Genomic DNA, 26275 nt, shown 5'->3' on the forward strand with positions numbered 1-26275 from the left:
GAATGTCTCTGCATTCCAGGTCTTTTTTAATTATGAGCGGTGTCTCATTAATGGGAATAATAGTACATCTCTGATAGATGGTGCATTTGTCAATAGCATAACTAGTCTGTCGATACCGATACCTAGTCCACCTGTTGGAGGCATACCATATTCAAGCGCCTCTACAAAGTCGTCATCCATTAGATGAGCTTCATCATTTCCTTGCTCTCTTTCTTTCAGCTGTGCTTCAAATCTTTCTCTTTGATCAATTGGATCATTTAACTCTGTAAATGCATTCGCATGCTCTCTACCTACGATAAACAATTCGAAACGATCAGTGAATCGCGGATCCTCATCATTTTTCTTCGCTAATGGTGAGATTTCAAGCGGGTGCCCGAAAATAAATGTTGGTTGAATCAGCTTCTCTTCTACTCTTTGCTCAAAGAACTCATTAACTATATGTCCATAAGTCATGTGCTCATTGATTTCAATATTGTTTTCTTTAGCTAGTTTTCTTGCTTCCTCTACTGACATATCAGGCCAGAAATCAACACCTGTATATTGTTTAATTGCATCAACCATATGAAGTCTTGTCCATTCTGGTTTAAGATCTACTTCATATTCTCCGTATGGTATTGTTGTCGTACCATGAATTTCTTGAGCAATATGTGCAACTAAATTTTCTGTCAGACTCATGATATCACGGTAATCAGCATACGCTTCATAAAGTTCAATCATTGTAAATTCAGGATTATGTCTAGTAGAAACCCCTTCGTTCCTAAATACACGGCCTATTTCATAAACCTTCTCCATACCGCCGACAATTAATCTTTTCAGATGTAGTTCAATCGCAATACGCATGTATAACGGCATATCTAAAGCATTATGATGTGTAATAAACGGACGTGCAGATGCACCACCTGCAATCGAATGCATCATCGGTGTTTCTACTTCTAAATAACCATGGTCGTCTAAGTATCTGCGCATAGCCTGAATAATTTTACTGCGAAGAATAAATGTATGCTTGCTTTCTTCACTAGAAATTAAATCAAGATAACGCTGACGGTAGCGCTGTTCAATATCTTTTAATCCATGGAACTTATCAGGAAGCGGGCGCAATGCTTTTGTAAGCAAAGTGAAATCCTTAACCTTTATAGACAGCTCTCCAACATTCGTTTTAAATAGAGTTCCTTCCACTCCGACAATATCCCCTAGATCTACTGTGTTAAAAATTGCGTATTGGTCCTCTCCAACAGCATCTTTTCTAACATAAAGCTGGATTTGTCCTGCAAGATCTTGAATATGAGCAAAACCTGCTTTACCTTTTCCTCTTTTAGTCATTACTCGTCCTGCAAGAGAAACAATAATCCCCTTCTCTTCAAGTTCTTCCTTAGAAAGAGAATCAAATTGGCTTTTTAACTCCTCCGATAAATGGGTACGTTCAAATCTTTTGCCGAAAGGATCTATACCTTGATCACGAAGATCAGTCATTTTGTTTCGTCTAACTTGTAATTGGTCATTTAAATTCAATTCTTCATGACTCATGCTTAAATCAACTCCACCATCTTTATTTATGTATGACACCTTTTAAGGTAGTCGTGACTTTAATTACATACTTTATTATTCTACACAATGTTACAACTACAGACACTAAAAAAGAAAAAAAACCGCCAGTTTTTTTCACCGGCAGCCTTTTGGTCGTGTATGAAATAAGAAATAAGGTATTATCCTACTTGAATTTCCCTTTCTTTCGCTTCTTCTTCCAATACTAAACCATTTAATAACGAAACGAGCTGCTCGCGAGTTTCACATTCATTCACTCCATTGCGTGCTTTCGCATTTCCTCGAATACCCTTTAAGTACCAGGCTGCATGCTTTCTCATTTCTCTAACGGCGATATATTCATCTTTTAAATTTATTAAACGATCTAAATGAAGGATACAAACATCTATCTTTTCACGTACAGATGGTTCACCTGCAAGCTTCCCTGTTTCAAGATAGTTTACAGTACGATAGATCATCCATGGGTTTCCTAAAGCAGCTCTGCCGATCATTACTGCATCACAACCAGTTTCATCAAGCATTCTTTTTGCATCTTGGGGCGTATTAACATCTCCATTCCCAATCAGCGGGATGTTGATGGATTGCTTAACCTCACGGATAATATCCCAATTCGCTTGGCCCTCATACAATTGCACACGTGTCCGTCCATGCAGTGCTACTGCTGATCCACCAGCACGCTCCACTGCCTGGGCATTGCGCACAGCATATATATGCTCTTCATCCCAACCCATGCGCATCTTTACTGTAACTGGCTTATCTACCGCTTCAACTACAGCTGATACCATATCATATATTTTGTTGGGATCAAGCAGCCATTTAGCTCCTGCATCGCATTTCGTAATTTTAGGAACAGGGCAACCCATGTTGATATCAATAATATCAGCATTAGTATTCTTATCAACAAATCGAGCAGCCTCAACCAACGTTTCCTTTTCTCCGCCGAAAATCTGCAAGCTTAGAGGATTTTCTCTTTCATCTATATATAACATGTTCATTGTTTTTTGATTTTTTGAGACAATCCCTTTATCGCTGATCATTTCTGCACAAACTAAACCTGCGCCGAATTCCTTTACTGTTAAGCGAAATGCCGAGTTAGATATTCCTGCCATTGGCGCTAAAACAACACGGTTATTCATCTCAACATTGCCTATCTTAAACAAATTTTTACCTCCCTTTGTTTTCAGCTATTAATATTCGGATCTAGCTCTTCTCTGCTTATCTTTAACACTTTAACGATTGAATCAATTATCTCATCAGAGGGAACTCGGTTACCTCTTTCTATTTCTCCTAATATAGATACAGACACAAGCAGTTCTTTAGCAAGATTCTCTTGTGTATATCCTTTTAGTTTTCGAAAAGCTCGAATACGTCTTCCCCATTTTTCTGATGTCTCCATACTCTTACTCCTTCTTTATCCTGCAAAAGCTCTAGACTTTCTTGTAAACGTGTGGATTTATTCGGTATCTTCACGAAAGGAGCTATCTCTATTAATGGAATTAGAACAAAAGCCCTTTCCTCTATTCTTGGATGTGGAACAATTAGCTTCTCTGATTCTATATTTTCGTGATTATACAATAAAATGTCAAGGTCTATTGTCCTTGGGCCCCATTTAATTATCCTTTTCCTTCCAAGTTCTTGCTCAATACTTTGGCAAACTTCTAATAATGCAAACGGCGATAATGAAGTGCATACTTCAACAACTATATTTAAGAACATTTCCTGATCCCTATAACCTACAGGATCTGTTTCATAAATGGAGGAAACACTTACCACTTTTATATCCTCGTATTGGTTCAGCTTTCGGACGGCTTCCTCCAAATTCTGCAATCGATTGCCTATATTTGATCCTAATGATAAGAACGCCGCGTTATTCATCCGCGCTTCCTCGTTATCTCAACAGAAACAGATTGATAATGACCCGGAATTGGCGGGTCCGGCTTAATCACGCGTACCATCACACTAAAAATGCGCTCGTAGCGTCCCAGCAACTTTTGTGCTATTGCCTCTGCAACAGACTCAATCAGTTTAACAGGGTCACCTTCTACAACTTCCTTCACATCGAAATAAAGCTGTCCATAATTAATGGAATACTCCAGATTATCAGTAGTTCCTGCTTGTTGTAGATCTGTCTCAACTTCTAGGTCAATAATAAATCTTTGCCCCAGTTTTGTTTCTTCTTTGAAAACTCCATGATACCCATAGAACTCCATTTTGTTTAATGCTATCTTATCCACCGTACTGCCCCTTTCCCATTAAAGCATCCATCATACGAGCCATTCTTGTCATCTCCTTGACATCATGCACCCGGATAATTTGGCAGCCTTTCTGAATTCCAAAACATACAGTTGCACCAGTGCCTTCTAGTCTTTCCGCTACTGGCAAGTCTAAGATCTTTCCAATCATGGACTTTTTAGAGGTGCCAAGCAGCACAGGGTAACCTAGTGCTACGAGCTTGTCCAAATTACGCATCATTTCAAGGTTATACGTTAAATCCTTCGCAAAACCAATACCTGGATCAAGAATGATTTTGTCTTTTTTCACACCCGCTTTTACGGAGATATCAATACTTTCGTTCATATCAGCAATAACATCTTCTACAAATGATTGATAGTCCTTGTCATTGCGATTATGCATAAGCACAATCGGTGCATCATACTCTACAGCTACAGCTGCAATTTCTGGTTCTCGTTTTGCTCCCCAAATATCATTAATAATATGAGCCCCGGATGCCATAGCTGCTCTTGCAACCTTTGCCTTATAAGTGTCAATGGAAATAGGAACGTCTACTTCATTCGAGATCAACTCAATGATAGGAGCAACCCTTTCTATTTCCTCTTCTGCAGAGATTTCTGTATACCCTGGTCTTGTTGATTCTCCGCCAATATCTAAAATATCCGCGCCGTTTTCAACCATTTCCTGAGCATGCAATAGTGCTTTGTCTCGCTCGTTATACTTGCCCCCATCTGAGAAGGAATCTGGATTAACATTTAATATGCCCATCACAATTGTTCTTTCTTGAAACGGCAGTTTGTACTTCCCGCATTTTATATTCTGCATCCTTATCTATGTCCTCCTAACTCATCAATTGACCATAAGTATGAACAATTATCTTTATATCTTGTATAGAGCATCTGCACAATGGGACCACTGACTCCTTTGTACGATTCTGACCCAATACTTTTGATTGCGACAATTTCCTGAATGGAATTTGTGATAAATACCTCATCTGCCTCCAATAAATTTTCCTGCTTATATAGTCCTTCCCGCACCTCTAACCCTGATTGAGCTGCCAACGCTAGGATAAACCGTCTAGTAATTCCGTTCAATATACCTGTTTCCACACTTGGAGTATATAAAATCCCATTTCTTATCCAAAATAAATTAGATGTTATCCCTTCAGCCACGTAACCTTCTTTTGTCAAAAAAAGTCCCTCCATCTGAACATCCTCACCTATCTCTCTCTTAGCTAAAAGGTTATTCAAATAATGATGGGACTTCAGTCTTTCATCACCCTCAGGAGTATTCCGCCGTATCCTCAGCCATTCCGCTTTTTTCTCTCCAAGTGATTCACCGGTTTGCAATGATTTCATATACATTATAACGTTTGGTTCGGTATAAGAGGATGTTTGAAGTCCTATACCACCGATTCCGGCCGAAACATTAAAGCGAATATATGCATTTTCCAGCTTATTTTCATTCAATAATCGCTGAATGATTTGATTTGTTTCTTCTCTGTAAAAGGAACGGTCTATATTCAGCTGCCTTAACCCTTTATTAAGCCGGCCCAGATGACTGTCCAATAGGAACGGATGTCCTCTGTATGTGCGGAAAGTTTCAAACAGACCAGCACCGTACATAAACCCATGATCGAAAACAGAAATCTGTGCCTTTTCGTGAGGGATGATTTCTCCATTTATATAAATATACACTATCAGGAAGCAGCCCCTTTTTTATATAACTCAACAAAGTTGGCTAGAATATCCATACCAGCTGTTGTCATGATTGATTCTGGATGAAATTGCACTGCCTCTATAGGAAGCTCCTTATGGCGCAGCGCCATTATTTCCCCCTCCTTAGTCCATGCAGAAACTTCCAGACAGTCAGGCAAGGAAGTTTTTTCGACAAGAAGAGAATGATATCTTGTTGCTGGGAAGGGGTTCGGCAAGCCTTCAAATATAGTCTTATTATCATGGTAGATTGGAGAAGTTTTGCCGTGCATTAAATTTTCAGCTCGGATTACCTTTCCACCGAATGCTTGAGCAATTGCTTGATGTCCTAAACACACACCAAAGATAGGCAACTTTCCAGCAAATGCACTTATCGCCTCAAGACTTATCCCCGCCTCATTTGGCGTACAAGGTCCTGGAGATATCATTAAGTATTCAGGATTTACTCTTCTGATTTCTTCTAAAGAAGTTTTATCATTGCGGCTGACAGTCAGATCACTGCCTAATGAACCTAAATACTGCACAAGATTATACGTAAATGAATCATAATTATCGATCATATATATCATTTTTTCACCTATTTCTCTTCTGCCAGTTCTTTCGCATTCCATAGAGCTCTGGCTTTTTTCATTGATTCCTTATACTCATTACTTGGGACAGAATCTATGACAATCCCAGCCCCAGCTTGTACATACGATTTCTTATCTTTCACAAGCATCGTTCTAATCATAATATTTAATTCAATATCTTTATTAAAACCAATCCAGCCCATTGACCCGGTATAAGGTCCTCTTCTTACAGGCTCGAGTTCTTCAATAATTTCCATTGTTCGTATTTTCGGGGCTCCTGTTATCGTTCCTCCCGGGAACATACTGTCAATCAGGTCATATTCATCATACTTAGCAGCTAATTTCCCACGGACATTAGAAACAATATGCATCACATGAGAGTACTTTTCTATTGCCATGAACTCATCAACTTCAACTGAACCGTACTCACAAACCCTTCCTAGGTCATTCCGTTCGAGATCAACGAGCATCACATGCTCTGCCCGTTCCTTTTCACTGTTAATGAGTTCATCAGCAAGCTTCTGATCCTCATCATTATCTTTACCTCTCGATCTTGTGCCTGCAATCGGGCGAGTACTAACCTCATCACCTTTTTTCTTCACTAACAGCTCAGGCGAACCGGAAACAAGCTGAAAATCAGGTGTGTGAAAATACCCCATATACGGTGATGGGTTGAGGATGCGCAGCTGATTATACACTTCCAAAGCTGAAACGTTTAGTGACTTCATTTGGCGAACAGACAAGTTTACTTGAAAAACGTCTCCTTGAGAAATATATTCTTGTATTTTCCTGACTGACTGTTGAAATTCATTATCCTTAATAGAAACCTCTTGTCCCATTGTTTTTTCAGGAGTAAGCATTTGGTGTTCAACTTTCCTGTTCTCCTGTAGCTTTTCCACTGCTTTATCTATTCTATCTTCCACTTCGGAGGAAGTTGCTTCTGTGTATAAGGCTGACAGCCATAATTTGTTTTCCTTCAGATCATAAACAAACCAATTATCAAAAAGCATAAAAAATACATCTGGTGTTTCTAAATCATCAACTGCAATATTCGGGATTTCTTCAATATAGCGGATATAATCATAGCTTATGAATCCAATCGCTCCCCCTTGAAACTCTGGAGATTCATGGTTAGCTTCTACTTCATACTCCTTCATTATCTGTTTAACTGTATGGAGCGGATTGCCTTTATGTATAGTTGTTCCCTCTATGCCCACTACTTCTAATGTATTGTCTTTTCCGATCATCGTGGCAATAGGGTTCATTGCAGCAATGCTGTATCTTCCACCCCTGCCGCTTTCCAAGATGGCATAATACTGTGATTCTTGGGATAACTGAATGAACTGCTCATAAAATTGAGCATATGAAATACTTAAACTCTTGCTGAAAACCTTAAATTTTTTCAATTCACTCTCGCTCCTTCTATTTCTCTTTTATCATCATACATGATGAAGCAGAGGAAAAACAAAAAAATTTGCCGGCATTTTTCAGGTGGCCGTCTATATTGCTAAGCAAAAAAAGACAGCCCATCGGCTGTCTTTTTCTTGCATAATTACTCTTCATCAAATTGGTATAAAGCTGTGCTCAAATAACGCTCTCCGTTACTTGGAATTACAGCCAAGACTTTTTTGCCTTTTCCTAATTCTTTAGCAACCTTAATGGCAGCATAGATAGCAGCACCAGAAGAGATTCCACCAAGAATACCTTCTTCTTTACCTGCTTTTCTAGCATATTCGAATGCTTGATCTGTTGTTACTTGAATAATATCATCATAAACTTCACTATTCAGGATTTCTGGCACAAAACCTGCCCCAATTCCTTGAATTTTGTGAGGACCTGGTTTTCCTCCAGATAATACTGGAGAATCCGTTGGTTCTACTGCATATATTTTAATATCATTATATTTTTCCTTTAATACTTCTCCGGCTCCTGTAATTGTTCCGCCAGTGCCAATTCCTGCGATAAACGCATCTAAGCCTTCATCACCAAAAGCTGCCACGATTTCTGGACCAGTAGTGCTTCTATGAACTTCAGGATTAGAAACATTTTTAAACTGCTGTGGTAGGAAATATCCATTTTCTTTAGACAATTCTTCCGCTTTGCGAATTGCGCCACCCATGCCCTCAGGTCCTGGTGTTAATACTAGTTCTGCACCGTATGCTCTTAGCAAGTTACGGCGCTCCAAGCTCATTGTTTCAGGCATAACAAGAATTGCTTTATATCCTTTTGCAGCTGCAACCATTGCTAAGCCAATCCCTGTGTTTCCGCTAGTAGGCTCAATAAGTGTGCTGCCAGGCTTCAAATCACCGCTCTGCTCAGCAGCTTCAATCATCGCTAGAGCAATACGGTCTTTAACACTGCTACCTGGATTCATATATTCTAGTTTAAGATATACATCTGCACTTGCTTCATCTGTTAAACGGTTTAATTTTACAATAGGAGTTTGACCTATTAAATCTACAACTGAATTAGCTATACGAGTCATTCTTAATCTCTCCCTTATCTCTTAATCCGAGTATCTTAATTGGTATTCTATTAATTATTAATTTATCAATGAATGCCCATTTTGTCAATTGATTTGTTCTTATTTTCGAAAAAATCCAAACATAATCCTTGATTGATAATCCACTTACCAGAATAAAAAATAAGCCTGGTGCAAACATGCACCAGGCTTATTTTTTATAGCGCTTCTTCAAGAAGCTCCTCTAATTCAGTTTTGGAGAAAAGGTATTTTTCATTACAGAAGTGGCAGTGTGCTTCAGCCTTTTCATCTGTTGCGATCATATCTTCTATTTCTGCCTTGCCTAAACTGATAATTGCCGTTGAAAATCGCTCCTTTGAGCATGTACATGTGAACGATACGGGCATCTTCTCAATAATTTTCATATTATCTTTTCCAAAGATTTCTTCCAGAATTTCTTCCGGAGTAAGACCTTTTTCAATCAGCTTAGAAATCGGCGGTATTTCTTGTAATCTCTTCTCAATTTTTGTGATGGTTTCATCATCTGTTCCTGGCATAAGCTGAATGATGAATCCGCCAGCCGCTAAGATTGAGTTATCTGGATTAACAAGTACTCCGACACCGACAGATGAAGGTACTTGCTCTGAGGTCACCAAGTAGTAAGTAAAATCTTCTCCAAGCTCCCCAGATACAATCGGCACTTGCCCTGTGAAGTAGTCACGCATTCCGATATCTTTAACAACAGACAGTGTTCCCTCTGTTCCTACCGCTCTTCTAACATCCAGCTTTCCATGTTCGTTTAAATCAAAATGAGTTTGTGGATTCGTTACATAGCCCCTTACTTCACCTTTCGCATTTCCATCAACAAGGATTAGCCCTATAGGTCCATCTCCATCTACTTTCACCGTTAGCTTTTGATCACCTTTAAGCATCGCTCCCAACATTGCTGTAGCAGATAAAGTTCTTCCTAATGCCGCAGATGCAGTAGGCCAAGTGTAGTGCCTGCGTTGAGCCTCAGCAACTGTCTCTGTGCTTCTAACAGCATATGCACGTACTTGATCGTTAAAGGCTAAAGCCTTTACTAAATAATCACTCATAAAATACCTCTTTTCCTATATTCTTATTACTTACTTTTCCTTATTTTTCTTATATATAAGCTGTAAACCTTTTAATGTTAAAAATGGATCTACTACGTCAATTGCATTTGATTCTTGACTGATGAGATTAGCTAATCCGCCTGTTGCAATTACCTTTGGATTTTCTGAGCTCTGCTCTTTCATTCTCTTTACAATACCCTCAACTTGTCCAACATATCCATATAATATTCCAGACTGCATAGCAGATACTGTGTTTTTGCCTACCACTCCATCCGGTCGGGCAATTTCTATTCTCGGCAGCTTAGCAGCTTTAGAATATAGAGCTTCTGTCGCAATATTAATACCAGGTGCAATAGCTCCACCCATATATTGTTTATGCTCATTAACATAGCAGAATGTTGTTGCAGTTCCAAAGTCTACAATTATTAATGGGCTCCCGTATTCATGTATCGCAGCAACTGCATTAACAATCCTGTCTGCACCTACCTCTTTTGGATTATCATATTTAATGTTCAGCCCTGTTTTCGTTCCAGGACCAACTACTAACGGTTTAATATTAAAGTATTTATGACACATTCTTTCTAGAGAGAACATAATCGGCGGTACTACAGAGGAAATAATAATTCCGTCAATATCCGAAAACTTTAAGCCCACATGGTCAAACAGAGACTTGATTATCATGCCATATTCATCTTCCGTTTTAAAGCGGTTCGTTTCTATTCTCCAGTGTTGTGTCAGCTTATCGCCTTCGTATACACCTAGCACTATATTTGTATTCCCAATATCAAAAACAAAAATCAAAGTCAGTCACCACTTTTTTATTATTCTTCAAACACCATCTATTTAAGCAGCTGTTGCCCTTAATAGATGTATGGATTATTAGCACTAAAATATCATAACATACGAGCATATGTAAGTGAAATCCAATGAACTTTACGGAAGAAAAAAGGGAATGCACAAGTGTGCATTCCCTTATAGTGAAGGTTTTAATCTTCTTTAGTCTCTTCATCTTCTTTTTTCATATTGATGTTGACTTTCACATCATCATTTGTGAATGATTCAGCTTTTTTAGAACGGTCTGGAAGAACTCCATCTTTATACAGGCTAGTGATTTGTTCCGCATCCAATGTTTCGATTTCTAACAATGTTTCGGCAATCAAGTTTAGCTTCTCCCTGTTTTCAGTTAAGATTGTTTTCGCTCTTTCATAGCTCTCTTTAATGATGCGTTGAATTTCTTGGTCAATATCATATGCGATAGCATCTGAATAGTTTTGTTCATTATTCAAATCTCTGCCAAGGAAGACTTGACCTCCTTGCGCTTGACCGAATTGAAGCGGTCCAAGCTTTTCGCTCATTCCATATTCAGTAACCATTTTGCGAGCAATGTTTGTTGCTCTTTGGAAATCATTATGTGCACCAGTGCTGACTTCACCGAAGACAATATCCTCTGCCACACGGCCGCCAAGCAATCCAGTAATTTTGTCTAACAACTCTTGCCTTGTCAGTAAGAAGCGGTCTTCTTTTGGAAGCATAACTGCATAGCCTCCAGCTTGACCCCTTGGTACGATGGTAACTTTATGCACCATATCTGCCTCATCAAGGACAACACCTATGATTGTATGACCAGCTTCGTGGTATGCCACAATATTTCTTTCTTTTTTAGAAATGACACGGCTCTTTTTGGACGGACCAGCAATTACACGGTCTGTTGCCTCATCCATATCTTCCATATCAATCTTTTTCTTATCTGCTCTTGCAGCGACAAGTGCTGCTTCGTTAAGCAAGTTTTCTAAATCTGCGCCTGAGAAACCAGGTGTACGCATCGCAATGCTTTTTAAATCTACTGATGGATCTAATGGCTTGTTGCGGGCATGTACACGCAATACTGCTTCACGGCCAGTAACATCAGGTCGGTCAACAGTGATTTGACGGTCAAAACGTCCTGGACGCAATAACGCTGGGTCAAGAATGTCCGGTCGGTTAGTCGCAGCGATAATGATGATCCCTTCGTTTGCTCCAAAACCATCCATCTCAACCAACAATTGGTTCAGAGTTTGTTCACGCTCATCATGGCCTCCGCCGAGCCCTGCCCCACGCTGACGACCTACTGCGTCAATCTCATCTATAAAGATAATACATGGTGCATTCTTTTTCGCTGTTTCAAATAGGTCACGTACACGAGATGCACCGACCCCAACAAACATTTCCACAAAGTCAGATCCGCTGATGGAGAAGAATGGAACTCCTGCTTCACCTGCGACAGCTCTTGCTAATAATGTTTTACCTGTTCCTGGAGGTCCATTAAGAAGGACACCCTTCGGAATTCTTGCTCCTAGCTCAGCAAATTTTCTTGGGTCTTTCAGGAATTCTACAACTTCTACTAACTCTTGCTTCTCTTCATCCGCTCCTGCTACATCTTTAAAACGGACTTTCTTCTTCTCTTCATTATAAAGCTTCGCTTTGCTCTTTCCAAAGTTCATTACTCGACTGCCGCCGCCTTGCGCTTGGTTGAGCAAGAAGAAGAACAAGATGAATATAATGACAAAAGGAATAATAGAAGTAAAGAATGTCACCCAGCTGCTCGTTTCTTGAGCAGGAAGGACATCAATTTTTGATCCTTCTGTAGCCGCTTTATCAATGCGGTTTTGAACAGTTTCATTATTCGTTACGTAAGAAACGAAGTATTCATCTTCACTGTAAGAATCTAACTGCCCGCGTAATTCTAAAACGCCTCGTTCAGGCTGCTGTGTAATGGAACTGACATCACCTTCTTCAAGGTGCTTAATCAGATCGGTATACGATAATTGCTTGGTTGGCTCGTTATTACCATTAAAGAAACTTACCACACCAATAATTACTAAAAATATTAATAAATAAAAGATGGTATTACGGAAAATACGGTTCATCCCTTACCTCCTCCCACGGTAAACAAACTATATTGTATAGTAACATAGAAAATTGTGTAAATTCAAGAAATTACCCTCTTGAACACAAAACTTCCCTGTCACTCCAATTACTCGTTATTGTTAGTATAAACTTCTGGTTTTAAAACACCAATGTAAGGCAAATTACGGTATCTTTCAGCATAATCAAGTCCATAACCTACAACAAATTCATCTGGAACGATAAATCCAATGTAATCAGCTTGTAAATCTACTTTCCTTCCAGAAGGCTTATCAAGCAGCGTCACAATCTTGATGGATTTTGCTTTGCGGTAACGGAATAGCTCAACAAGGTAGCTTAATGTTAAGCCGCTGTCAATTATGTCTTCAATAATGAGGATATCTCTTCCTTCTACAGAAGTATCCAAATCCTTTAAGATTTTCACTTCACCAGAAGATACTGTTGAGTTTCCATAGCTAGAAACATCCATAAAGTCCATTTCTAGATATGTATCCATGCGTTTCAAAAGGTCAGCCATAAATGGCATAGCTCCTTTAAGCACTCCTACAGCTAAAGGAAATTTATCCTTATAATCCTCTGTTAATTGAAAACCAAGGTCCTTAATCTTGCCTTGTAGTTCATCTTCAGAAATCAATATTTTTTCGATATCATGTTTCATTGCTTGTGTGCCCCCTAGAAGATCATTGCTTTTTATATGTTATTAATAGATTATAACCACTATTCGCCTGCTTTAAAGAAAAAACAGATTTTTTTAGCCCAGGAACCCATAATATGTTATCGTTCCCATCTGTAATGATTGGCCAACCGTCTCTCTCTTGCAGAGGAATCTTTGCATCGATGAACAGTTTCTTCACTTTCTTCATCCCATTCATTCCTCTAACTTGTATCTTATCCCCGTTTTTCCTTGTCCTTATAACAAGCGGAAAGGTAATTGATTCAGGATCAACAAGGATAGCATCTGCAATCGGAGTTTGAATGCTGCTAGTATATTCTACCCTAATATAATGCCCATTTGGTAATAATATCTCTCCCGATTTCAAAAATTCATGATAAAAGGGTTCATTTGGTGAAATATTTAATTGAAAGTGTGCCAAATGGTAGGATTTAATTACCTTCAAACCTTCTGGGAGATCAATGTTTCCGGAAGAATGAGGATTCTGAAACAATGCAATAATTTGGTTAGTATGTAATGCGGATAAGGAAGATATCTTCTCTTTATAGAGATAATTTAATATTAGATGAATACATCTTCTTTGTAAAGAAATAGCTATTGAGAGGAATGCGTTAATATCAACTGTTATCTCATTTTCTCTCTGGCTCTTTACCACTTTACTCCAAACTGATTTCGTTGCTGCCAATAAAAAGACCTCGTCCTCCTCCGCTTCCTCGCTAAAACGCTGAAAATGGGCTGCGGCATTCGGATTTTCCTGCTTTAAGAATGGCAGAACATGCTTTCGAAATCTGTTCCTGCTGTATACTTCTTTATCATTGCTCGGATCTCTTCTAGGGAAAAGCATATGCCTATTACAGTATTCCTCTATTTCCTGCTTTTCTAAACATAAAAATGGCCTAAATAATCTTCCCGGCCCAAAAGGGCGGCTGAAGGGAATTCCAGCTCTCGACTTAGCACTACTTCCTCTCGTCAAGCGCATTAAAATCGTCTCAATCTGATCATCTGCATGATGACCGAGGGCAAGAAGGGATATACCGCTCTCTTCCATAATTTCTTTGTAAAATGCATATCGGCATTCTCGTGAAGCCAGCTGGCCATTTTTTCCGGTTTGCTTTATAATAGCCGGCATATCGATTTGCTTCCAAATGAATGGAATGGATTTTCCCTTGCAAAATTCTTCTACAAATTTTGCATCTTCTAATGATTCCTCCCCTCTGAACATATGATCAACATGTGCCGCTATCACCTTTATATTCCATGCTGACTCTTTGCTCCAAAGGAAGTGAAGCAGTGCCAAGGAATCTGGTCCACCAGACACTCCAACAAGCACTCTCGCACCGCTAAGCGACAATTCCTTCTTTTTCAGATACTCTACTACCTTTTCTTCCAACATTAAAATACTTCCTTAATTTATCACTATTCTGCATAGTAATCTGTTATGACCTTTTTATGTAAGCATGCAGTCTGCTTATGTAAGAATAACATTTTTGCGAAAGCTACATCAAATGCTTTCCCTTATGTTTCCTATCGTATATTAAGTCAATTGACCATAAATATATACAATATAAAGCAATGATATGACTACTATTAATAGAATAGATTCTAGATAACCTGTCCTTTTTTTCTTTTTGGCCATCTTTTTTTGCTGTGCCTGTGCTCTTTTTGGACTAGCCCCTCTGTTTTTTATAGATGGAGCCTTTGTTTTGCCAGAGTTGCTTGTCCTTGTATTTGTCCTAGCTTCTTGGCCGCTAGAAAGTTTAATCAGCTCGCCTCTCATCTCATTAGCACTGCCGTATCTACCAGTTAGCGCTTTTGTTAGCACCTGTTCATAAGGTAATAATTCCCGCTTCTTTTGAATCATCATTTGGAGCTGCTTAAGTCCTCCTTCTAGCTTATTAAATCTCTTCGGATAAAAAATATTTATCATAATCATAGCGACAGCAAACAGATCATAAGAAGGCTCTGCCTTTCTTGATCCGAGTCCCCAGTAGCCGCGGTCATAAAATTCTGTGAACTCTTTTATTGCTCTGCCTATAATAGTAGTACCACCTACATCAATACATCTTATTCTAGTAGGAGGCCCATTTATAATTAAGTTTTCCGGCTTTAAATCTCCGAACACCCAATTGTTATCATGTAGAACTTGAAGATCCTTTAATAGCTGTATCATTAATACATTGACCCAAGAACTATCCTTATTTTCAATATAAGTTAATAAATCAGGTCCATTTATATACTCCATAACATAAAAAGATACTGTTCCACTCGTCGTGACCCAATCATCAACATCTATTAAAGAAGGTCCAAGGCTGTAACCTTGGACCTTAGCAAAGGATTTTAATACATTTACCTCTGAAATAATCGACATGCCATTATCACTTAGCTTTAAAGCAACCTTTCCAAGGGCAGAGTCTGCGAGAAACACAGTCCCATTTGCCCCAAAGCCAAGCTCTTTAATTATGGTATAATCCTTCCGATGCCATTTCCCTTTGATTATTGTTCCGCGATTAATCTTAAATGGACTCTTCATAGAATTCATCATCGTCACGTCTAATCAGACTCCTTAATGAACGTTTTTGCTTAAAGTATTGGATTGCTTCTTTTAAAGCCGGACCAGTAGGTGTAATACCCCCAGTTGTAAGCCTAGAAAAAATATTTGTTAATGATTCTAGCCGCGGAGTCCAGTCAAGCAACTTTTCGACATCTTTCTTTTTCCCGGGAAATACAAATACTGAATATCTGTTTTCACCTGATCTTGCATTCAAACTCAAAGACAAGTCAATCAAAGCTTCTTTCACTGTAGGAAGCTTATGCTTCATACTCGCACTAGTATCAACTAAAACAAGCACCTCCAGCTCAACTGTTTCACCGAGCTCATCGACAACCTCCATCACTTCTCCCCGTTTTTCCGGTGGTAAATCTTCCACACTGCTTGATTTTCCTAATATCTGCTGCAGCTCTTTGTTGACAACGCCCTGCAATGTTTGAGTCATTGCTTTTTTTGTTACCATTTGAACTGTTTGCGCTAAAGCTTGAGCGTATACAACCTGACTCACCCCTCCGCCTGAAAGGGCAATTTCCTCTATTTCTTTCAAACCACGATCATCAATAATATCCTTTTCCATTACCCCGATTACGTTTACAGTAATTCCTTGTTCGTTCGCTAATGCAGCCATTGCAATTGGATCATTTCCCTGATTAGAACACCCGTCTGTTATAAGCAATATTTGTTTTATTGTACCTGTTTTCATATTTCTCCCCTCCATCTATTAATGAGTTAGTTCCATTTTCGACGGAAAAGAGAGCATTTATACCTCTATTTTAGTGAACTAGTTTGCTTTTTGATGAAATCCTCTCATTGGGATAGAAGCCCATTTCGGTATATTATGGTTAATCTGTGCTACAAGCACAGTCATATCATCCTCAATTAGACCAGACCGAGACCTGATAACCTCTTCCATAATAAGGTCAGCAACCTCCTGTGGACTTTCTGTTTTAAGCTCTTTGATTTTCCTCTTCATCCACAAGTCAAAGTTTTCGACATGCTTTGGTCCCTCAAATACCCCATCACTCATCATGATCAATAAATCTCCTGCTTTTAATTGCTCACTTACCACATCAACATCAAATTCCTGAACAATCCCCATCGGCAAGTTGCTAGCTTGTATTTTAATTACTTTTGATCCCCTTTTTATAAAACTTGGTGTGGACCCAATTTTAAGAAACTTAGCATTTGCATTTTGCAAATCAATCATCGCCAAATCTAGAGTTGCAAATACCTCATCAGTTGTTCTTAATGACAGCACAGAGTTGATAGATTTGATCGCAACCTGTTCTTCAATTCCAGATTGAAGTATTTTCTGGAGAAGCTGCAATGTTTCCTCACTTTCGATATGCGCCCGCTCTCCATTACCCATCCCGTCACTTATTGCTACAGCATATTTGCCTAATCCAAGTTCGATCGTTGAATAACTGTCTCCCGAGATAAACCCACCATCCTTTGCAGCATGAGCAACACCTGTTTCAACGACAAATGCTTTTGCAGAACGGAATGTTGCATGGCTGTAATCATTCCCATAAGCTCCAGTCTCTTCTTTATTGACAATGATTGTTTCATTTAAAATATCTGACAGCATTGGCGCTATAAGCTTTTCACACTCTCCGAATCCTGTGTTATATGGAATGGTTATGTCAATATCAACATTTCCTTGTTCTAGACTGTAAATTTCCACATTCTCAATATGAATGCCAAATTCTTGGATAGCTTCAAGTATTAATTCCTCCTGTTTATGGTGGTTTTCTCTTTCTCTTTGTATTTCTTTCGCAAAATCCCCCATCACCTCTGAAACACCTAATAATTGGTCTGCAACTAGCTTTCTGCTTTCTTGAACTTGCTTTTTAAGTTTCTGGTTTGCTTGATACAGTGTTAATTCCTGATGAATCGCATCTACTACTTTTTTCGATCTTGTACAATGCTTCTCCCATTCTCGTGATAACCCTAATGAAATACTACCATCCGCCTCTGACATTTCTGTCATAATATCTTTCATATAGTCATAAGTTGTATTAAAGTTCCTTGCCCAGCAAGCTTCTTTTCTAAAGCAAGTTTGACATGTTTTTTCTGTCACATTGCTTAAGAAATAATCAAGCTCTCTATCTGAATCGTCTATATCTTTTTGTATATTATTCGCAGAAAAACTATTTGAAAGTGCTTCAAACACTGTGGAAAATTGGGAGACTCTTTGAGCTGTGACGTCACGCATTTTCCTCATATATTGTTGCTGCTCCTGCGAATATTCGGCAGTACCTGGAATATGCTTAGCTATCCGTGACGTAAGTAAAGATGGCGTAAGCATAAATAGAAAAACAGAGACAGTTGTTTCCATAAGGGAAACTGACAGCACACCGCCACCTTCTCCATACATGCCGATTAATAGTGTTGCAATATAAAGTCCTAATGCAACACCTACCTTTCTGCCTTCCTTCAATAATCCGCCAAGTAAACCAGAGAACGCAAGCAAGCTCATATGATAGAAACTCGAAATGCTTGCCAGACTAAATATAAGACCAGTTACAACCCCTACTGTCGAGCCAATTGTTGCACCTGCCATAAATGCAAATAAAAGCACTAAGTAGCGTGACATAATATGTTCGATTGACAAGTCATACAGACTCCACCCGATTGTTCCCGTCATAACAGAAGCCAGCATAATAATGAGACATACGATTTCTTCTGTTTTTAATGCTTGTCTCCTTTTGCCGATAGTCAATAATGGCAGACTCTGCATAAAAATTAAAGTAAGAATATATCCTAGACTCGCTTCAACAAGCGCCATCATCGCTCCATACATTGTAATTGCGCCCGAAATAATATAAGACTCGCCTAAGCTAACTAACAAAACAGTTGAAAGTACAAGAACAGGGACAAAATTATTATTATTCTCATTTTTTCTCCACTTACTGAGAGGTTTATAAATAATGAGGAATAAAAATGCGAGTATAAAACTAATAAAAGCCTCCCTTAAGGAAAGAGTAGCAGCTCCTCCAATTAAGCCTACTAGCGCTAAAGGCGCCTTATCCTTTCGCGTTAAGTACACCGCCGCAAAGAAAGGGAGGACAAACGGGGTCAGTTTAGCCAGAATTAGCGCTCTCCCCAAAAGAAAACCAATAACCAAAAGTATATAGCCTTTGGCCAAAAAAAAGCTTTCTACTTTCGTATGGAATTTATGATATATAACGCCAAATCCCTCTTTTGATTTGCCAAAGTCTACATCTGCAATACCGTCCATAATATCCCTTTCCACTTTTTCCATTTAACTCAACTCCCTATCAGGTATCGTTGCACACAATTATAAGAGTTGTAATAGTAAAAGTTTGTCAAAAGAGCGGACAAGCCTATATATTTCGCTCGACTTCTTTCAAGCAATTTCTTGCATTTAAACAAAATTCGCTAAAGCTATAGCTGACATATTCCTGTTTCTCTTTTCGACTAAAGATTATAATTAACTAATCAGCGCCTGTGTTTGCTTACCATTAACTGCATGAATAACCTTGCTCCTATCTTTTCCTGTAATCTTCTAGGCCTTGTTTTATTTGTCAAAAAATGAGTGTCAGCTTCGACTTTTTATATTAATCACCATGTTTACTTTGTCATAAAAAAAAGCAGTTGACTTTTATCGAAAAAGTTTGTATTATATATCTTGTGCCTAAGGCGCCTTTCATACATGGCGGTGTAGCTCAGCTGGCTAGAGCGTACGGTTCATACCCGTGAGGTCGGGGGTTCGATCCCCTCCGCCGCTATCCTTTAAAAAGGACGATAGATTAATCTATCGTCCTTTTTTGTTCTTTAACAATAAAAACAAAAAAAGCAAGCCCTTATGGCTTGCTTTAAGCTATGGGAATATACGAACGATAAACCCTGCTTTTTTATAAAAAATTCAGCAGCAAGTTACCCTCGTCTAGCGCCTCTTCCCCCGCGTTTAGACTCAGTATTTCGTTTAAGAGAAGCTAACCGATCTTCACTGTCTTTTAGGAAACGAGCCATCTTTGATTCAAAGTTTTCCTTTGGAGCACGGTTATCATGCGATTTCGCATTGCGAGGTCTTGATGCGTTATTGGAGTAGCCGCCTCTAGACTCTCTGCGCTCCCCACGATCATGGGATCTTTCTGGTCTTTCTGGTCTTTCCGGTCTATCTTTTGCCTTTTTAATAGACAGGCCAATCTTGCCATCTTTCTCCACATTAATGACTTTCACTTCCACTACGTCTCCGACCTTTAAGTGATCATTAATGTCTTTTACATAATTATCTGCGACTTCACTAATGTGAACAAGACCAGTTGCACCTTCTGGGAGTTCTACAAACGCACCAAAATTAGTAATTCCTGTTACCTTTCCTTGTAACTTGCTGCCTACTTCGATTGACATAAAAAAGTTTTGCCTCCTTAAGGATATAAAAAATCATACTTATACTATATTATACAAAATGAAAAAAAAGGGTGTCAATATAACTGTTGACCTTATTATTTTCCATCAGCGCCTGTTTAATCGTTCTTATCTGGGATACTGAAGATAATTTCCCCTTTTTCAGAAAGAAGCAAATCTTTCCTTGCAAGCTTGGCCAAATAATCTTCATCATTCAATTTCACAATTTGTTCCTTTAACTGCTTTTCTTCCTTCTCCAACATAGCGATCTTTCCATCAAGCTTTTCCTTTTCAGCAGCCTTTTCTTCCAAAGTGGAGCTTTGGGATATGAGTGTTGAAATCATGAAAAAGCCGATAGCCAGTGCACAGATAGAGAAAGCAGTTAACCTTCGGAACAACAGCTTCTTTTTTCTTGCTGCACTGATACTCAGTTCTTCTTGCTGTACTGTATATTCTGTTTGTAATTTTGTCACATCTGGTTTTTTTAATACACTCATACTCTGCTCCTCCCTTCCTTACTGTTTTTTTCTATTTTTTATCCATTCCTTAACATATTTCTTTATCATGGTATAATATCCTGCCAATTTCCCAGAATATTTCTCGACGAATAATTTAATCCTTTTCGGCAAAATCAGCCATATTAAGGACAATAGCCATTTAAACGGCAACAAAACTATCTTCAGAATAAATCTTAATACCCTGATAATAAAGTTGACAAGTGCCATAAGTCCCTTTAACAAGAAAATTACCACAGAAACCATAAATAAGAGAAGTGTTTTTATAGGTTTATAGATAAGATTTACCACTAACTTGACAGTAAGCTGGTAGAATCGGACACTAACAGAAATAATAAGCTTCAAAAACGAAAGATAAATTGATTTCAATAAGGCTTGGTATGCTGCAAAACCTAATAACACTGCTAGTACCAAATAGATTCTAATTTCACCTTGGTTCACTAAAAATAGCACATAAAATATTAACAAAGCCTGCAAAACCCAAAAAAGGAGGTCATGGAAAAAGACAATGGTTCTTTTCCTTTCAGCTCTTTTCAAAAAGAACTGATACGTATCTAAGCTTATCCCAAAAAACAAACCCATGCCAACCATAGCCAGCATGGTCATGAATTGTGTAGATAGTGTCATCGGAATATCTTGCTAAAGAAACCCTTAGCTTTTTCTCCGCTTTGTTCATCAACATAAATCAATTCAAACACTTTGCCCTTAATAGAAACAATCCCTTTTTCCACATCCAGGTTTTTCATTTGCAGGTTTTGTCCTCGAATAGATAAGAAACCCATCACTGTCTCCAGCAAAAACTCTTCATTATCAAAGCTTTCCACTTGCTTAACTCCTGTAATGTCAAGCAATCTTCTTCCTCTCATGATAACATCATGCTCTATGTTGCTCGTTTTCGCAGTATTGGAATCATAATTTTGGTTCATATCCTTATCCCTCACAATCACAAAAGTACAATCATTTGTACAAGTGTATGAGGAGGGAGTCGAAAAAAGAACAAGCTCTTTTCCCAAAAATTGATCGCTTGGTTACTCTGTCTTTTATTCCCCGGTAATTCCTTTAGTTAAACTAGGATACTGTCTCTTCTTTAATGATTTTATACATATTAGCCGCATCTTCTTTTTTTGTAGATTCTTGCAGTATTTCTATTTGGACCGTCACTAGCTTTTGGCCAAAACGGACTTGCAGTTCATCGCCCACTTTAACATTACTGCTGGCTTTTGCCTGAATTCCGTTTATAAGAATACGTCCTTGATCTGCAACCTCTTTAGCCAATGTTCTTCTTTTAATTAATCTGGAAATTTTTAAAAATTTATCTAATCGCATGTCTATTCACTCCTTATCTGTTTTCTTTCTCCATCTGTTTAGCTTCTTCCCAATAACTATCTAAAATTTCTAATGGCAGCTCCTGCACTTCCTTACCCAATTCCTTAACCTTTGCTTCAATAAAATGAAAACGGCTGATGAACTTTTGATTTGTGCGGAAAACAGCTAATTCTGGATCTATCTTGTAATATCTAGCTACATTTACAAACGAGAACAGAATGTCGCCAAATTCTTTTTCCATTTCTTCTTTACTTGCCCCATTCTCTACTTCTTCTCTGAACTCTATCATTTCTTCTTTCACTTTATCCCAAGCTTCTGCAACTTCCGGCCAATCGAATCCAGCTTTTGCCGCTTTACTTTGAAGATCATAAGCTCTGGAAAGATTAGGCGAGCTACTTAAAACCCCATCAAGCAAGGAAGCTTGCTTTTCTGGCTTTTCCGCAGTTTTTGCTTGCTGCCATGTATCCAAGACATCTTCCACTGTTTCTAACTTCTCTTTTCCAAAAACATGAGGATGTCTCCGCACCATTTTTTCTGATATTCCTTCTATCACATCATCAATGGAGAAATAGCCTTCATCTTCACCTATTTGGCTATGAAGCATAACCTGCAGCAATACATCTCCGAGTTCTTCTATTATATTATCGATATCACCCTCATTGATTGCCTCAATAAGTTCAAATGATTCTTCAATTAAATATTTTCTAAGCGACTCGTGGGTCTGTTCCTTATCCCAGGGACATCCTTCGGGACCTCTTAATGTTGCAATAATCTGCTGCAACTTTGCAAACTGTTTATAAAGCATTCGCTCCTCTTGCACTGGTGGAATATATAACGATGTTAAGTTATTCAACTCTACCTCTCTATCCAATTCATGAAGCTCAATTTCCTTGATGCGCTCCTGCGCACTGCCTGCAGCTGTTACAATCACTACAGGATAGTCATAAGGAAGCTTTTCCATTAAGGTAAGCTTAACTTCAGATGCTGAAAAAGCATCATACACTTGTCCAATGATAAGATGCTGCGTGAACTGCAACTCATCTTTTCGCAAGTCTGTACCATCCAGTAGCTGAAAACCATCGATAGGGTCAATTTTCAACGCTTGAAAGATATTATCTAAAAAGCTTTGACCTCCGCCAATCTTTAAGTTAACCTCACCCTTTTCACTTTTTTCAATAAGGAGCTGAACTGTTTTTTCTGCTACAAGAGGATGACCTGGCACTGCATACACGATAGCTTCTTTCTCTGCCTCTACCATTAAAACATCCACGATTTCACTATAAACAGCGTCAAATTGATCATGCTTCTCATATATATAATCCATATAAATAAATTCGCCGCCCTCTTCTTCAAGTACAGCAAGAACAGGATGATCCTTCGTACGCACATAAACCTTTTGCTTATTATTCATTAAGCTTCTATAAACACCAAGCGGAAGCTGGTCAATATCACCTGCACCTAGTCCTATTACTTCAATGTTTCTCATGCTATTTTCTTCCTTTCTTAGGTAAAAACCAGCTTAACTTCCTTCCGAACGGCAATACCAGCAAATCTTGCTCTTTAAATACATTGCCTCTAAGAACGAGGAAGACATAAACAAATCCTCCAAGCACTACTCCCGTCAGAGATTGAAATGCGGACAACAAACGGCTGTCTTCTCTTTGCATAAATATATCTGTCAGAAGAATATACCCTTCAACAGATAAGTACATACATATAGCCGCAAACAAAATAATGACTATATGCTTGCTATTTACAAGCGGCACTTTCAATAGCATATATAATTTAACAGCCATTAATACAAGAATGATAAGCAGTGTTAAGTTAGTCGCATAGGCTGCTCCGCTCGTTCCAAACGCAGAAACAAACGGGCCGTTTAACACATACTTAATGACAAACCCAAATAAAACAATAACAGCTGGGAAAAGAGTAGAACCCAATCCTTGAAGTACTGCAGTACATGTAACAATCATTGCATTAAGCAGAATGACAAAGCATAAAACCGCTAGTACCTGGGACCCTTGTTCATTTTGGAACAGCATGCTGTTTACTTCACTAATCATGCTTAGCAGACCAACGGAGGCACCAAACCCAAAGAAAAGGCTGACCACTAGTGAAAATCTTACCTTTTCAGCTAAAATGCTCTTTTCCTTTTTCATTCTTTCACCTGTAATAAATGGTACTAATGTTAAAGCCATTGAAGTAGAAATGACTGTCCCAAGCTGTATTAACGGCTGTCCTCTGTCATATATTCCTTTAAGCACCTTTGCCTCTTCTTCATTAATTCCAGCAGAAAGAAGCTGAGTATAAATTGTTAAAGAGTCAGCAAGCTGTAATAAGATGAGCAGCATACTGCTTATTGAAATAGTAATTCCTTCATATATGATTCTTTTTATAATTTTTCTATTATCACTGTTCCATAATTTGCGAACAGACGAGATACTACGCAGAGAGTGATGCTTTTTATAAAAGTAAAACAACACTAAAAAGGAAAGCAAACCTCCTGTTACAGAGCCAAGCATCGCACCTGCTCCAACCGCATATAACGAATAGCCTTTGCTTATGAAATAAACGGAGCAAAAAAGAATGGTGCCTACCCTCATCAACTGTTCAGCAACTTGAGAAAAAGCAGTTGGAACCATGTTGCCTTCTCCTTGGAGCAATCCCCTAGATGTAGCAACAAAAGGTGTGAATAAAAAGGCAAATGATATCACTTTAATCAGAATAGCTAACTCTTCATCACCCATAGCAGCTGACAAATACTCTGCTCCAAAGAATAAGAACAAGAATGAGCCTATTCCCAAGGAGTATAAAAGCAAAAAGGAGGAACGAATAAGTCCTTCCAGTCCAATTACATCGCCCTTTGATTTCATTTCTGTATATAGCTTAGATATAACAACGGGAAATCCATATGTACTTAAAGCTATTGCCACACCATAGATTGGATAAACCTGTTGATATATATAAAAACCTGTATCTCCGACTATATTTTGAAAGGGTATTCTGTATACAGCGCTCAATATTTTTACGACAAGCGCTCCAACTGTCAGGATGATAGCACCTGTGAACCAATTATTTGATTGTTTAGGCACAAGCAAGGCCCCTTCCATCTTCTGTTTCGCTTGTATTATAGCACAATTCCACCCTAGTTGCCTTTGCACACTACATCAAAAATGCTAAAAAAAGGAAAATACAAAAAGCATTTTCCTTTTTTCTGTTACAGAAAAGATGTCACAATTATAATAAGAATGAGAGGTCCAAAAATGATGGCATATCCTAACGGTTGTGCAAAGTTGATGCTCCAGCCTATTCCGAACCTTTTCTCTACGAACAACGATGGATCATTTTTATTGAAATAGAAAAGTCCTCCCTTCCAATGATAGTCTGAGTCAAAATCAGAAACTTCCTTCGTGACGTCAGCTTTTGTCAATGCCTCAAGCTGCACATTTAGCTTTCCTACTTTAATTGCATATACAAGAGTCCCAATCAATACTACCGCTAGAAATGCTAACGGGAATAACAGCATTAGAGTCTCGGCAAATATGCCGGGATAAATAATGGATAATTGCAGGAAGGACAACAATACCGTTATTACTAAAGAGATGATCGCTAAAAACCAGCTGTTGTACTTTCTCATAAGCAGCTGCCTTGTCTTAGAACCAGATTTGTTAGAAGCGCTAATCTTGATTCCCGATTTTCTAGTAAATTCGTGGATGGCAACAAACATGGACTGCATAACCAATAGGAGCAGCAGATGGGAAAGAACGGAAAGATAGCTTTTTTCCGTAAAACTGTCTGGTTGACCATTAGCTCCCCAGTGGGTTGGAATACTGTCTGGTATTTGAGTATATTGCGTGAGGGTAAGCACACTTAAACCTAGTGTTAAAAGAATCGGCATAGCTACTATAAACCATGGCAGCATTTCGTCGAGCTTTCTGACGCTCAAGTCTGTAATCTTCACTTCCTTTAAAGCGGCAGACCAACCTGTACGCTTCTTCAACTCCGACATCTTTCCATGGCAGTAAAAATATAAGATTAGTCCCCAAAGCATCGAAGATAATAGAAGCACCATACCTAAAGCTGCTCTAACACTTGGATTCAGTTCATTCATCCATATTGCATAACCAGCAATAATAGCCAGTGAACCGGCTGAGTAACTGATCACATATAGTTTTTTATAAAACTGCACCCTCTTTTCATCTTTATACTCATCCGGTACATACACACCAAACACATGTGTTTTTCTCATGACAACAGGGATAATACTTTGCATCACTGTTTGAAAAACCATTAACACTATAAATATTCCTTGTTCCATG

At 38.6% G+C, this 26275-nt stretch carries 26 protein-coding genes and 1 tRNA gene; 1 reads left to right on the forward strand and 26 read right to left on the reverse strand.

The annotated features are described in order from the left end of the window. Window positions 1-30: 30 nt before the first annotated feature. The 18 genes from lysS to spoIIE all read right to left on the reverse strand — a co-directional run bounded on the left by lysS (window position 31) and on the right by spoIIE (window position 19006). On the reverse strand, window positions 31-1524 hold the full coding sequence (gene lysS, locus LXM54_RS25330) for a lysine--tRNA ligase (protein WP_233318748.1): 1494 nt from the start codon (window positions 1522-1524) through the stop codon (window positions 31-33). 179 nt (window positions 1525-1703) lie between these two features. Then, the gene (dusB, locus tag LXM54_RS25335) at window positions 1704-2702 is read right to left on the reverse strand and encodes a tRNA dihydrouridine synthase DusB (RefSeq protein WP_233318750.1); all 999 of its coding nucleotides are present in this window, start codon (window positions 2700-2702) and stop codon (window positions 1704-1706) included. A 20-nt stretch (window positions 2703-2722) separates the two neighbouring features. Then, a complete protein-coding gene (locus LXM54_RS25340) occupies window positions 2723-2938 on the reverse strand; it encodes a helix-turn-helix domain-containing protein (RefSeq protein ID WP_233318752.1) in 216 nt (71 codons plus the stop codon). Next, entirely contained in the window at window positions 2887-3417 is a 531-nt protein-coding gene (folK, locus tag LXM54_RS25345; protein WP_233318754.1) for a 2-amino-4-hydroxy-6-hydroxymethyldihydropteridine diphosphokinase, read from the reverse strand. The genes LXM54_RS25340 and folK overlap by 52 nt, the downstream gene beginning before the upstream one ends. Then, a complete protein-coding gene (gene folB / locus LXM54_RS25350; RefSeq protein WP_233318756.1) occupies window positions 3414-3776 on the reverse strand; it encodes a dihydroneopterin aldolase in 363 nt (120 codons plus the stop codon). The genes folK and folB overlap by 4 nt, the downstream gene beginning before the upstream one ends. Continuing rightward, window positions 3769-4599 (reverse strand): dihydropteroate synthase, encoded by an 831-nt coding sequence (gene folP / locus LXM54_RS25355; protein WP_233318759.1) that lies wholly within the window; start codon window positions 4597-4599, stop codon window positions 3769-3771. Before folP ends, folB begins: the two co-directional genes overlap by 8 nt. Before the next feature lie 2 nt (window positions 4600-4601). After that, the gene (gene pabC / locus LXM54_RS25360; protein ID WP_233318761.1) at window positions 4602-5471 is read right to left on the reverse strand and encodes an aminodeoxychorismate lyase; all 870 of its coding nucleotides are present in this window, start codon (window positions 5469-5471) and stop codon (window positions 4602-4604) included. 2 nt (window positions 5472-5473) lie between these two features. Next, complete coding sequence (pabA, locus tag LXM54_RS25365; RefSeq protein WP_233318764.1) at window positions 5474-6058, reverse strand: aminodeoxychorismate/anthranilate synthase component II; 585 nt, start codon at window positions 6056-6058, stop codon at window positions 5474-5476. An 8-nt stretch (window positions 6059-6066) separates the two neighbouring features. Beyond that, entirely contained in the window at window positions 6067-7464 is a 1398-nt protein-coding gene (locus LXM54_RS25370; RefSeq protein ID WP_233318766.1) for an anthranilate synthase component I family protein, read from the reverse strand. 146 nt (window positions 7465-7610) lie between these two features. Next, on the reverse strand, window positions 7611-8543 hold the full coding sequence (gene cysK, locus LXM54_RS25375) for a cysteine synthase A (protein WP_233318769.1): 933 nt from the start codon (window positions 8541-8543) through the stop codon (window positions 7611-7613). Window positions 8544-8737: 194 nt separating this feature from the next. Next, window positions 8738-9616 carry an Hsp33 family molecular chaperone HslO gene (gene hslO, locus LXM54_RS25380; protein WP_233318771.1) on the reverse strand — a complete coding sequence of 293 codons (879 nt, stop codon included), beginning with the start codon at window positions 9614-9616 and terminating at the stop codon, window positions 8738-8740. A 30-nt stretch (window positions 9617-9646) separates the two neighbouring features. Further along, the gene (locus LXM54_RS25385; protein ID WP_233318773.1) at window positions 9647-10417 is read right to left on the reverse strand and encodes a type III pantothenate kinase; all 771 of its coding nucleotides are present in this window, start codon (window positions 10415-10417) and stop codon (window positions 9647-9649) included. Window positions 10418-10602: 185 nt separating this feature from the next. Beyond that, window positions 10603-12522 carry an ATP-dependent zinc metalloprotease FtsH gene (ftsH, locus tag LXM54_RS25390; RefSeq protein ID WP_233318775.1) on the reverse strand — a complete coding sequence of 640 codons (1920 nt, stop codon included), beginning with the start codon at window positions 12520-12522 and terminating at the stop codon, window positions 10603-10605. A 107-nt stretch (window positions 12523-12629) separates the two neighbouring features. After that, on the reverse strand, window positions 12630-13178 hold the full coding sequence (hpt, locus tag LXM54_RS25395; RefSeq protein ID WP_233318777.1) for a hypoxanthine phosphoribosyltransferase: 549 nt from the start codon (window positions 13176-13178) through the stop codon (window positions 12630-12632). 22 nt (window positions 13179-13200) lie between these two features. Then, entirely contained in the window at window positions 13201-14586 is a 1386-nt protein-coding gene (gene tilS / locus LXM54_RS25400; RefSeq protein ID WP_233318779.1) for a tRNA lysidine(34) synthetase TilS, read from the reverse strand. Between the two features lie 141 nt (window positions 14587-14727). Continuing rightward, complete coding sequence (locus LXM54_RS25405) at window positions 14728-15735, reverse strand: protein kinase domain-containing protein (protein WP_233318832.1); 1008 nt, start codon at window positions 15733-15735, stop codon at window positions 14728-14730. Continuing rightward, on the reverse strand, window positions 15707-16444 hold the full coding sequence (locus LXM54_RS25410; RefSeq protein WP_233318781.1) for a vWA domain-containing protein: 738 nt from the start codon (window positions 16442-16444) through the stop codon (window positions 15707-15709). The genes LXM54_RS25405 and LXM54_RS25410 overlap by 29 nt, the downstream gene beginning before the upstream one ends. A gap of 78 nt (window positions 16445-16522) precedes the next feature. Continuing rightward, the gene (gene spoIIE / locus LXM54_RS25415; protein ID WP_233318783.1) at window positions 16523-19006 is read right to left on the reverse strand and encodes a stage II sporulation protein E; all 2484 of its coding nucleotides are present in this window, start codon (window positions 19004-19006) and stop codon (window positions 16523-16525) included. Window positions 19007-19419: 413 nt separating this feature from the next. On the opposite strand from spoIIE, the gene LXM54_RS25420 reads away from it, so the two are divergent. Beyond that, window positions 19420-19493 (forward strand) — tRNA-Met (locus LXM54_RS25420). Window positions 19494-19641: 148 nt separating this feature from the next. Here the strand turns inward: LXM54_RS25420 and LXM54_RS25425 are convergent. From LXM54_RS25425 to LXM54_RS25460, 8 genes are all read right to left on the reverse strand, one after another. Continuing rightward, window positions 19642-20118, reverse strand: a complete 477-nt coding sequence (locus tag LXM54_RS25425) for a S1 domain-containing RNA-binding protein (protein WP_233318785.1) — start codon at window positions 20116-20118, stop codon at window positions 19642-19644. 116 nt (window positions 20119-20234) lie between these two features. Beyond that, a complete protein-coding gene (locus LXM54_RS25430; RefSeq protein WP_233318786.1) occupies window positions 20235-20612 on the reverse strand; it encodes an FtsB family cell division protein in 378 nt (125 codons plus the stop codon). A gap of 18 nt (window positions 20613-20630) precedes the next feature. Further along, entirely contained in the window at window positions 20631-21257 is a 627-nt protein-coding gene (yabQ, locus tag LXM54_RS25435) for a spore cortex biosynthesis protein YabQ (RefSeq protein ID WP_233318788.1), read from the reverse strand. Continuing rightward, window positions 21254-21556 (reverse strand): sporulation protein YabP, encoded by a 303-nt coding sequence (yabP, locus tag LXM54_RS25440; protein WP_233318790.1) that lies wholly within the window; start codon window positions 21554-21556, stop codon window positions 21254-21256. Before yabP ends, yabQ begins: the two co-directional genes overlap by 4 nt. 142 nt (window positions 21557-21698) lie before the next feature. After that, the gene (locus LXM54_RS25445) at window positions 21699-21956 is read right to left on the reverse strand and encodes an RNA-binding S4 domain-containing protein (protein ID WP_233318792.1); all 258 of its coding nucleotides are present in this window, start codon (window positions 21954-21956) and stop codon (window positions 21699-21701) included. A 13-nt stretch (window positions 21957-21969) separates the two neighbouring features. Then, window positions 21970-23442 (reverse strand): nucleoside triphosphate pyrophosphohydrolase, encoded by a 1473-nt coding sequence (gene mazG / locus LXM54_RS25450; protein ID WP_233318794.1) that lies wholly within the window; start codon window positions 23440-23442, stop codon window positions 21970-21972. Window position 23443: 1 nt separating this feature from the next. After that, on the reverse strand, window positions 23444-25048 hold the full coding sequence (locus tag LXM54_RS25455) for a putative polysaccharide biosynthesis protein (protein WP_233318797.1): 1605 nt from the start codon (window positions 25046-25048) through the stop codon (window positions 23444-23446). Window positions 25049-25173: 125 nt separating this feature from the next. Beyond that, window positions 25174-26274: a DUF1648 domain-containing protein gene (locus tag LXM54_RS25460; protein WP_233318798.1), complete on the reverse strand. Its 1101-nt coding sequence runs from the start codon at window positions 26272-26274 to the stop codon at window positions 25174-25176. Window position 26275: the final 1 nt, after the last annotated feature.

The sequence above is a fragment of the Bacillus sp. Au-Bac7 genome, from assembly GCF_021341655.1.
In the GTDB taxonomy this organism is placed as follows: domain Bacteria; phylum Bacillota; class Bacilli; order Bacillales; family Cytobacillaceae; genus Niallia.

Excerpts from the sequence above, each read along its gene's own strand:
- LXM54_RS25405 (WP_233318832.1), bottom strand. The coding sequence starts at position 15,735 with ATGATGAATTCTATGAAGAGTCCATTTAAGATTAATCGCGGAACAATA.
- tilS (WP_233318779.1), bottom strand. The coding sequence starts at position 14,586 with ATGTTGGAAGAAAAGGTAGTAGAGTATCTGAAAAAGAAGGAATTGTCG.
- cysK (WP_233318769.1), bottom strand. The coding sequence starts at position 8,543 with ATGACTCGTATAGCTAATTCAGTTGTAGATTTAATAGGTCAAACTCCT.
- mazG (WP_233318794.1), bottom strand. The coding sequence starts at position 23,442 with ATGAGAAACATTGAAGTAATAGGACTAGGTGCAGGTGATATTGACCAG.
- LXM54_RS25340 (WP_233318752.1), bottom strand. The coding sequence starts at position 2,938 with ATGGAGACATCAGAAAAATGGGGAAGACGTATTCGAGCTTTTCGAAAA.
- ftsH (WP_233318775.1), bottom strand. The coding sequence starts at position 12,522 with ATGAACCGTATTTTCCGTAATACCATCTTTTATTTATTAATATTTTTA.
- hpt (WP_233318777.1), bottom strand. The coding sequence starts at position 13,178 with ATGAAACATGATATCGAAAAAATATTGATTTCTGAAGATGAACTACAA.
- pabA (WP_233318764.1), bottom strand. The coding sequence starts at position 6,058 with ATGATATATATGATCGATAATTATGATTCATTTACGTATAATCTTGTG.
- hslO (WP_233318771.1), bottom strand. The coding sequence starts at position 9,616 with ATGAGTGATTATTTAGTAAAGGCTTTAGCCTTTAACGATCAAGTACGT.
- LXM54_RS25445 (WP_233318792.1), bottom strand. The coding sequence starts at position 21,956 with ATGCGATTAGATAAATTTTTAAAAATTTCCAGATTAATTAAAAGAAGA.
- yabQ (WP_233318788.1), bottom strand. The coding sequence starts at position 21,257 with ATGACACTATCTACACAATTCATGACCATGCTGGCTATGGTTGGCATG.
- spoIIE (WP_233318783.1), bottom strand. The coding sequence starts at position 19,006 with ATGGAAAAAGTGGAAAGGGATATTATGGACGGTATTGCAGATGTAGAC.
- lysS (WP_233318748.1), bottom strand. The coding sequence starts at position 1,524 with ATGAGTCATGAAGAATTGAATTTAAATGACCAATTACAAGTTAGACGA.
- LXM54_RS25460 (WP_233318798.1), bottom strand. The coding sequence starts at position 26,274 with ATGGAACAAGGAATATTTATAGTGTTAATGGTTTTTCAAACAGTGATG.
- LXM54_RS25430 (WP_233318786.1), bottom strand. The coding sequence starts at position 20,612 with ATGAGTGTATTAAAAAAACCAGATGTGACAAAATTACAAACAGAATAT.
- folP (WP_233318759.1), bottom strand. The coding sequence starts at position 4,599 with ATGCAGAATATAAAATGCGGGAAGTACAAACTGCCGTTTCAAGAAAGA.
- folK (WP_233318754.1), bottom strand. The coding sequence starts at position 3,417 with ATGAATAACGCGGCGTTCTTATCATTAGGATCAAATATAGGCAATCGA.
- LXM54_RS25425 (WP_233318785.1), bottom strand. The coding sequence starts at position 20,118 with ATGTCAATCGAAGTAGGCAGCAAGTTACAAGGAAAGGTAACAGGAATT.
- yabP (WP_233318790.1), bottom strand. The coding sequence starts at position 21,556 with ATGAACCAAAATTATGATTCCAATACTGCGAAAACGAGCAACATAGAG.
- LXM54_RS25410 (WP_233318781.1), bottom strand. The coding sequence starts at position 16,444 with ATGAAAACAGGTACAATAAAACAAATATTGCTTATAACAGACGGGTGT.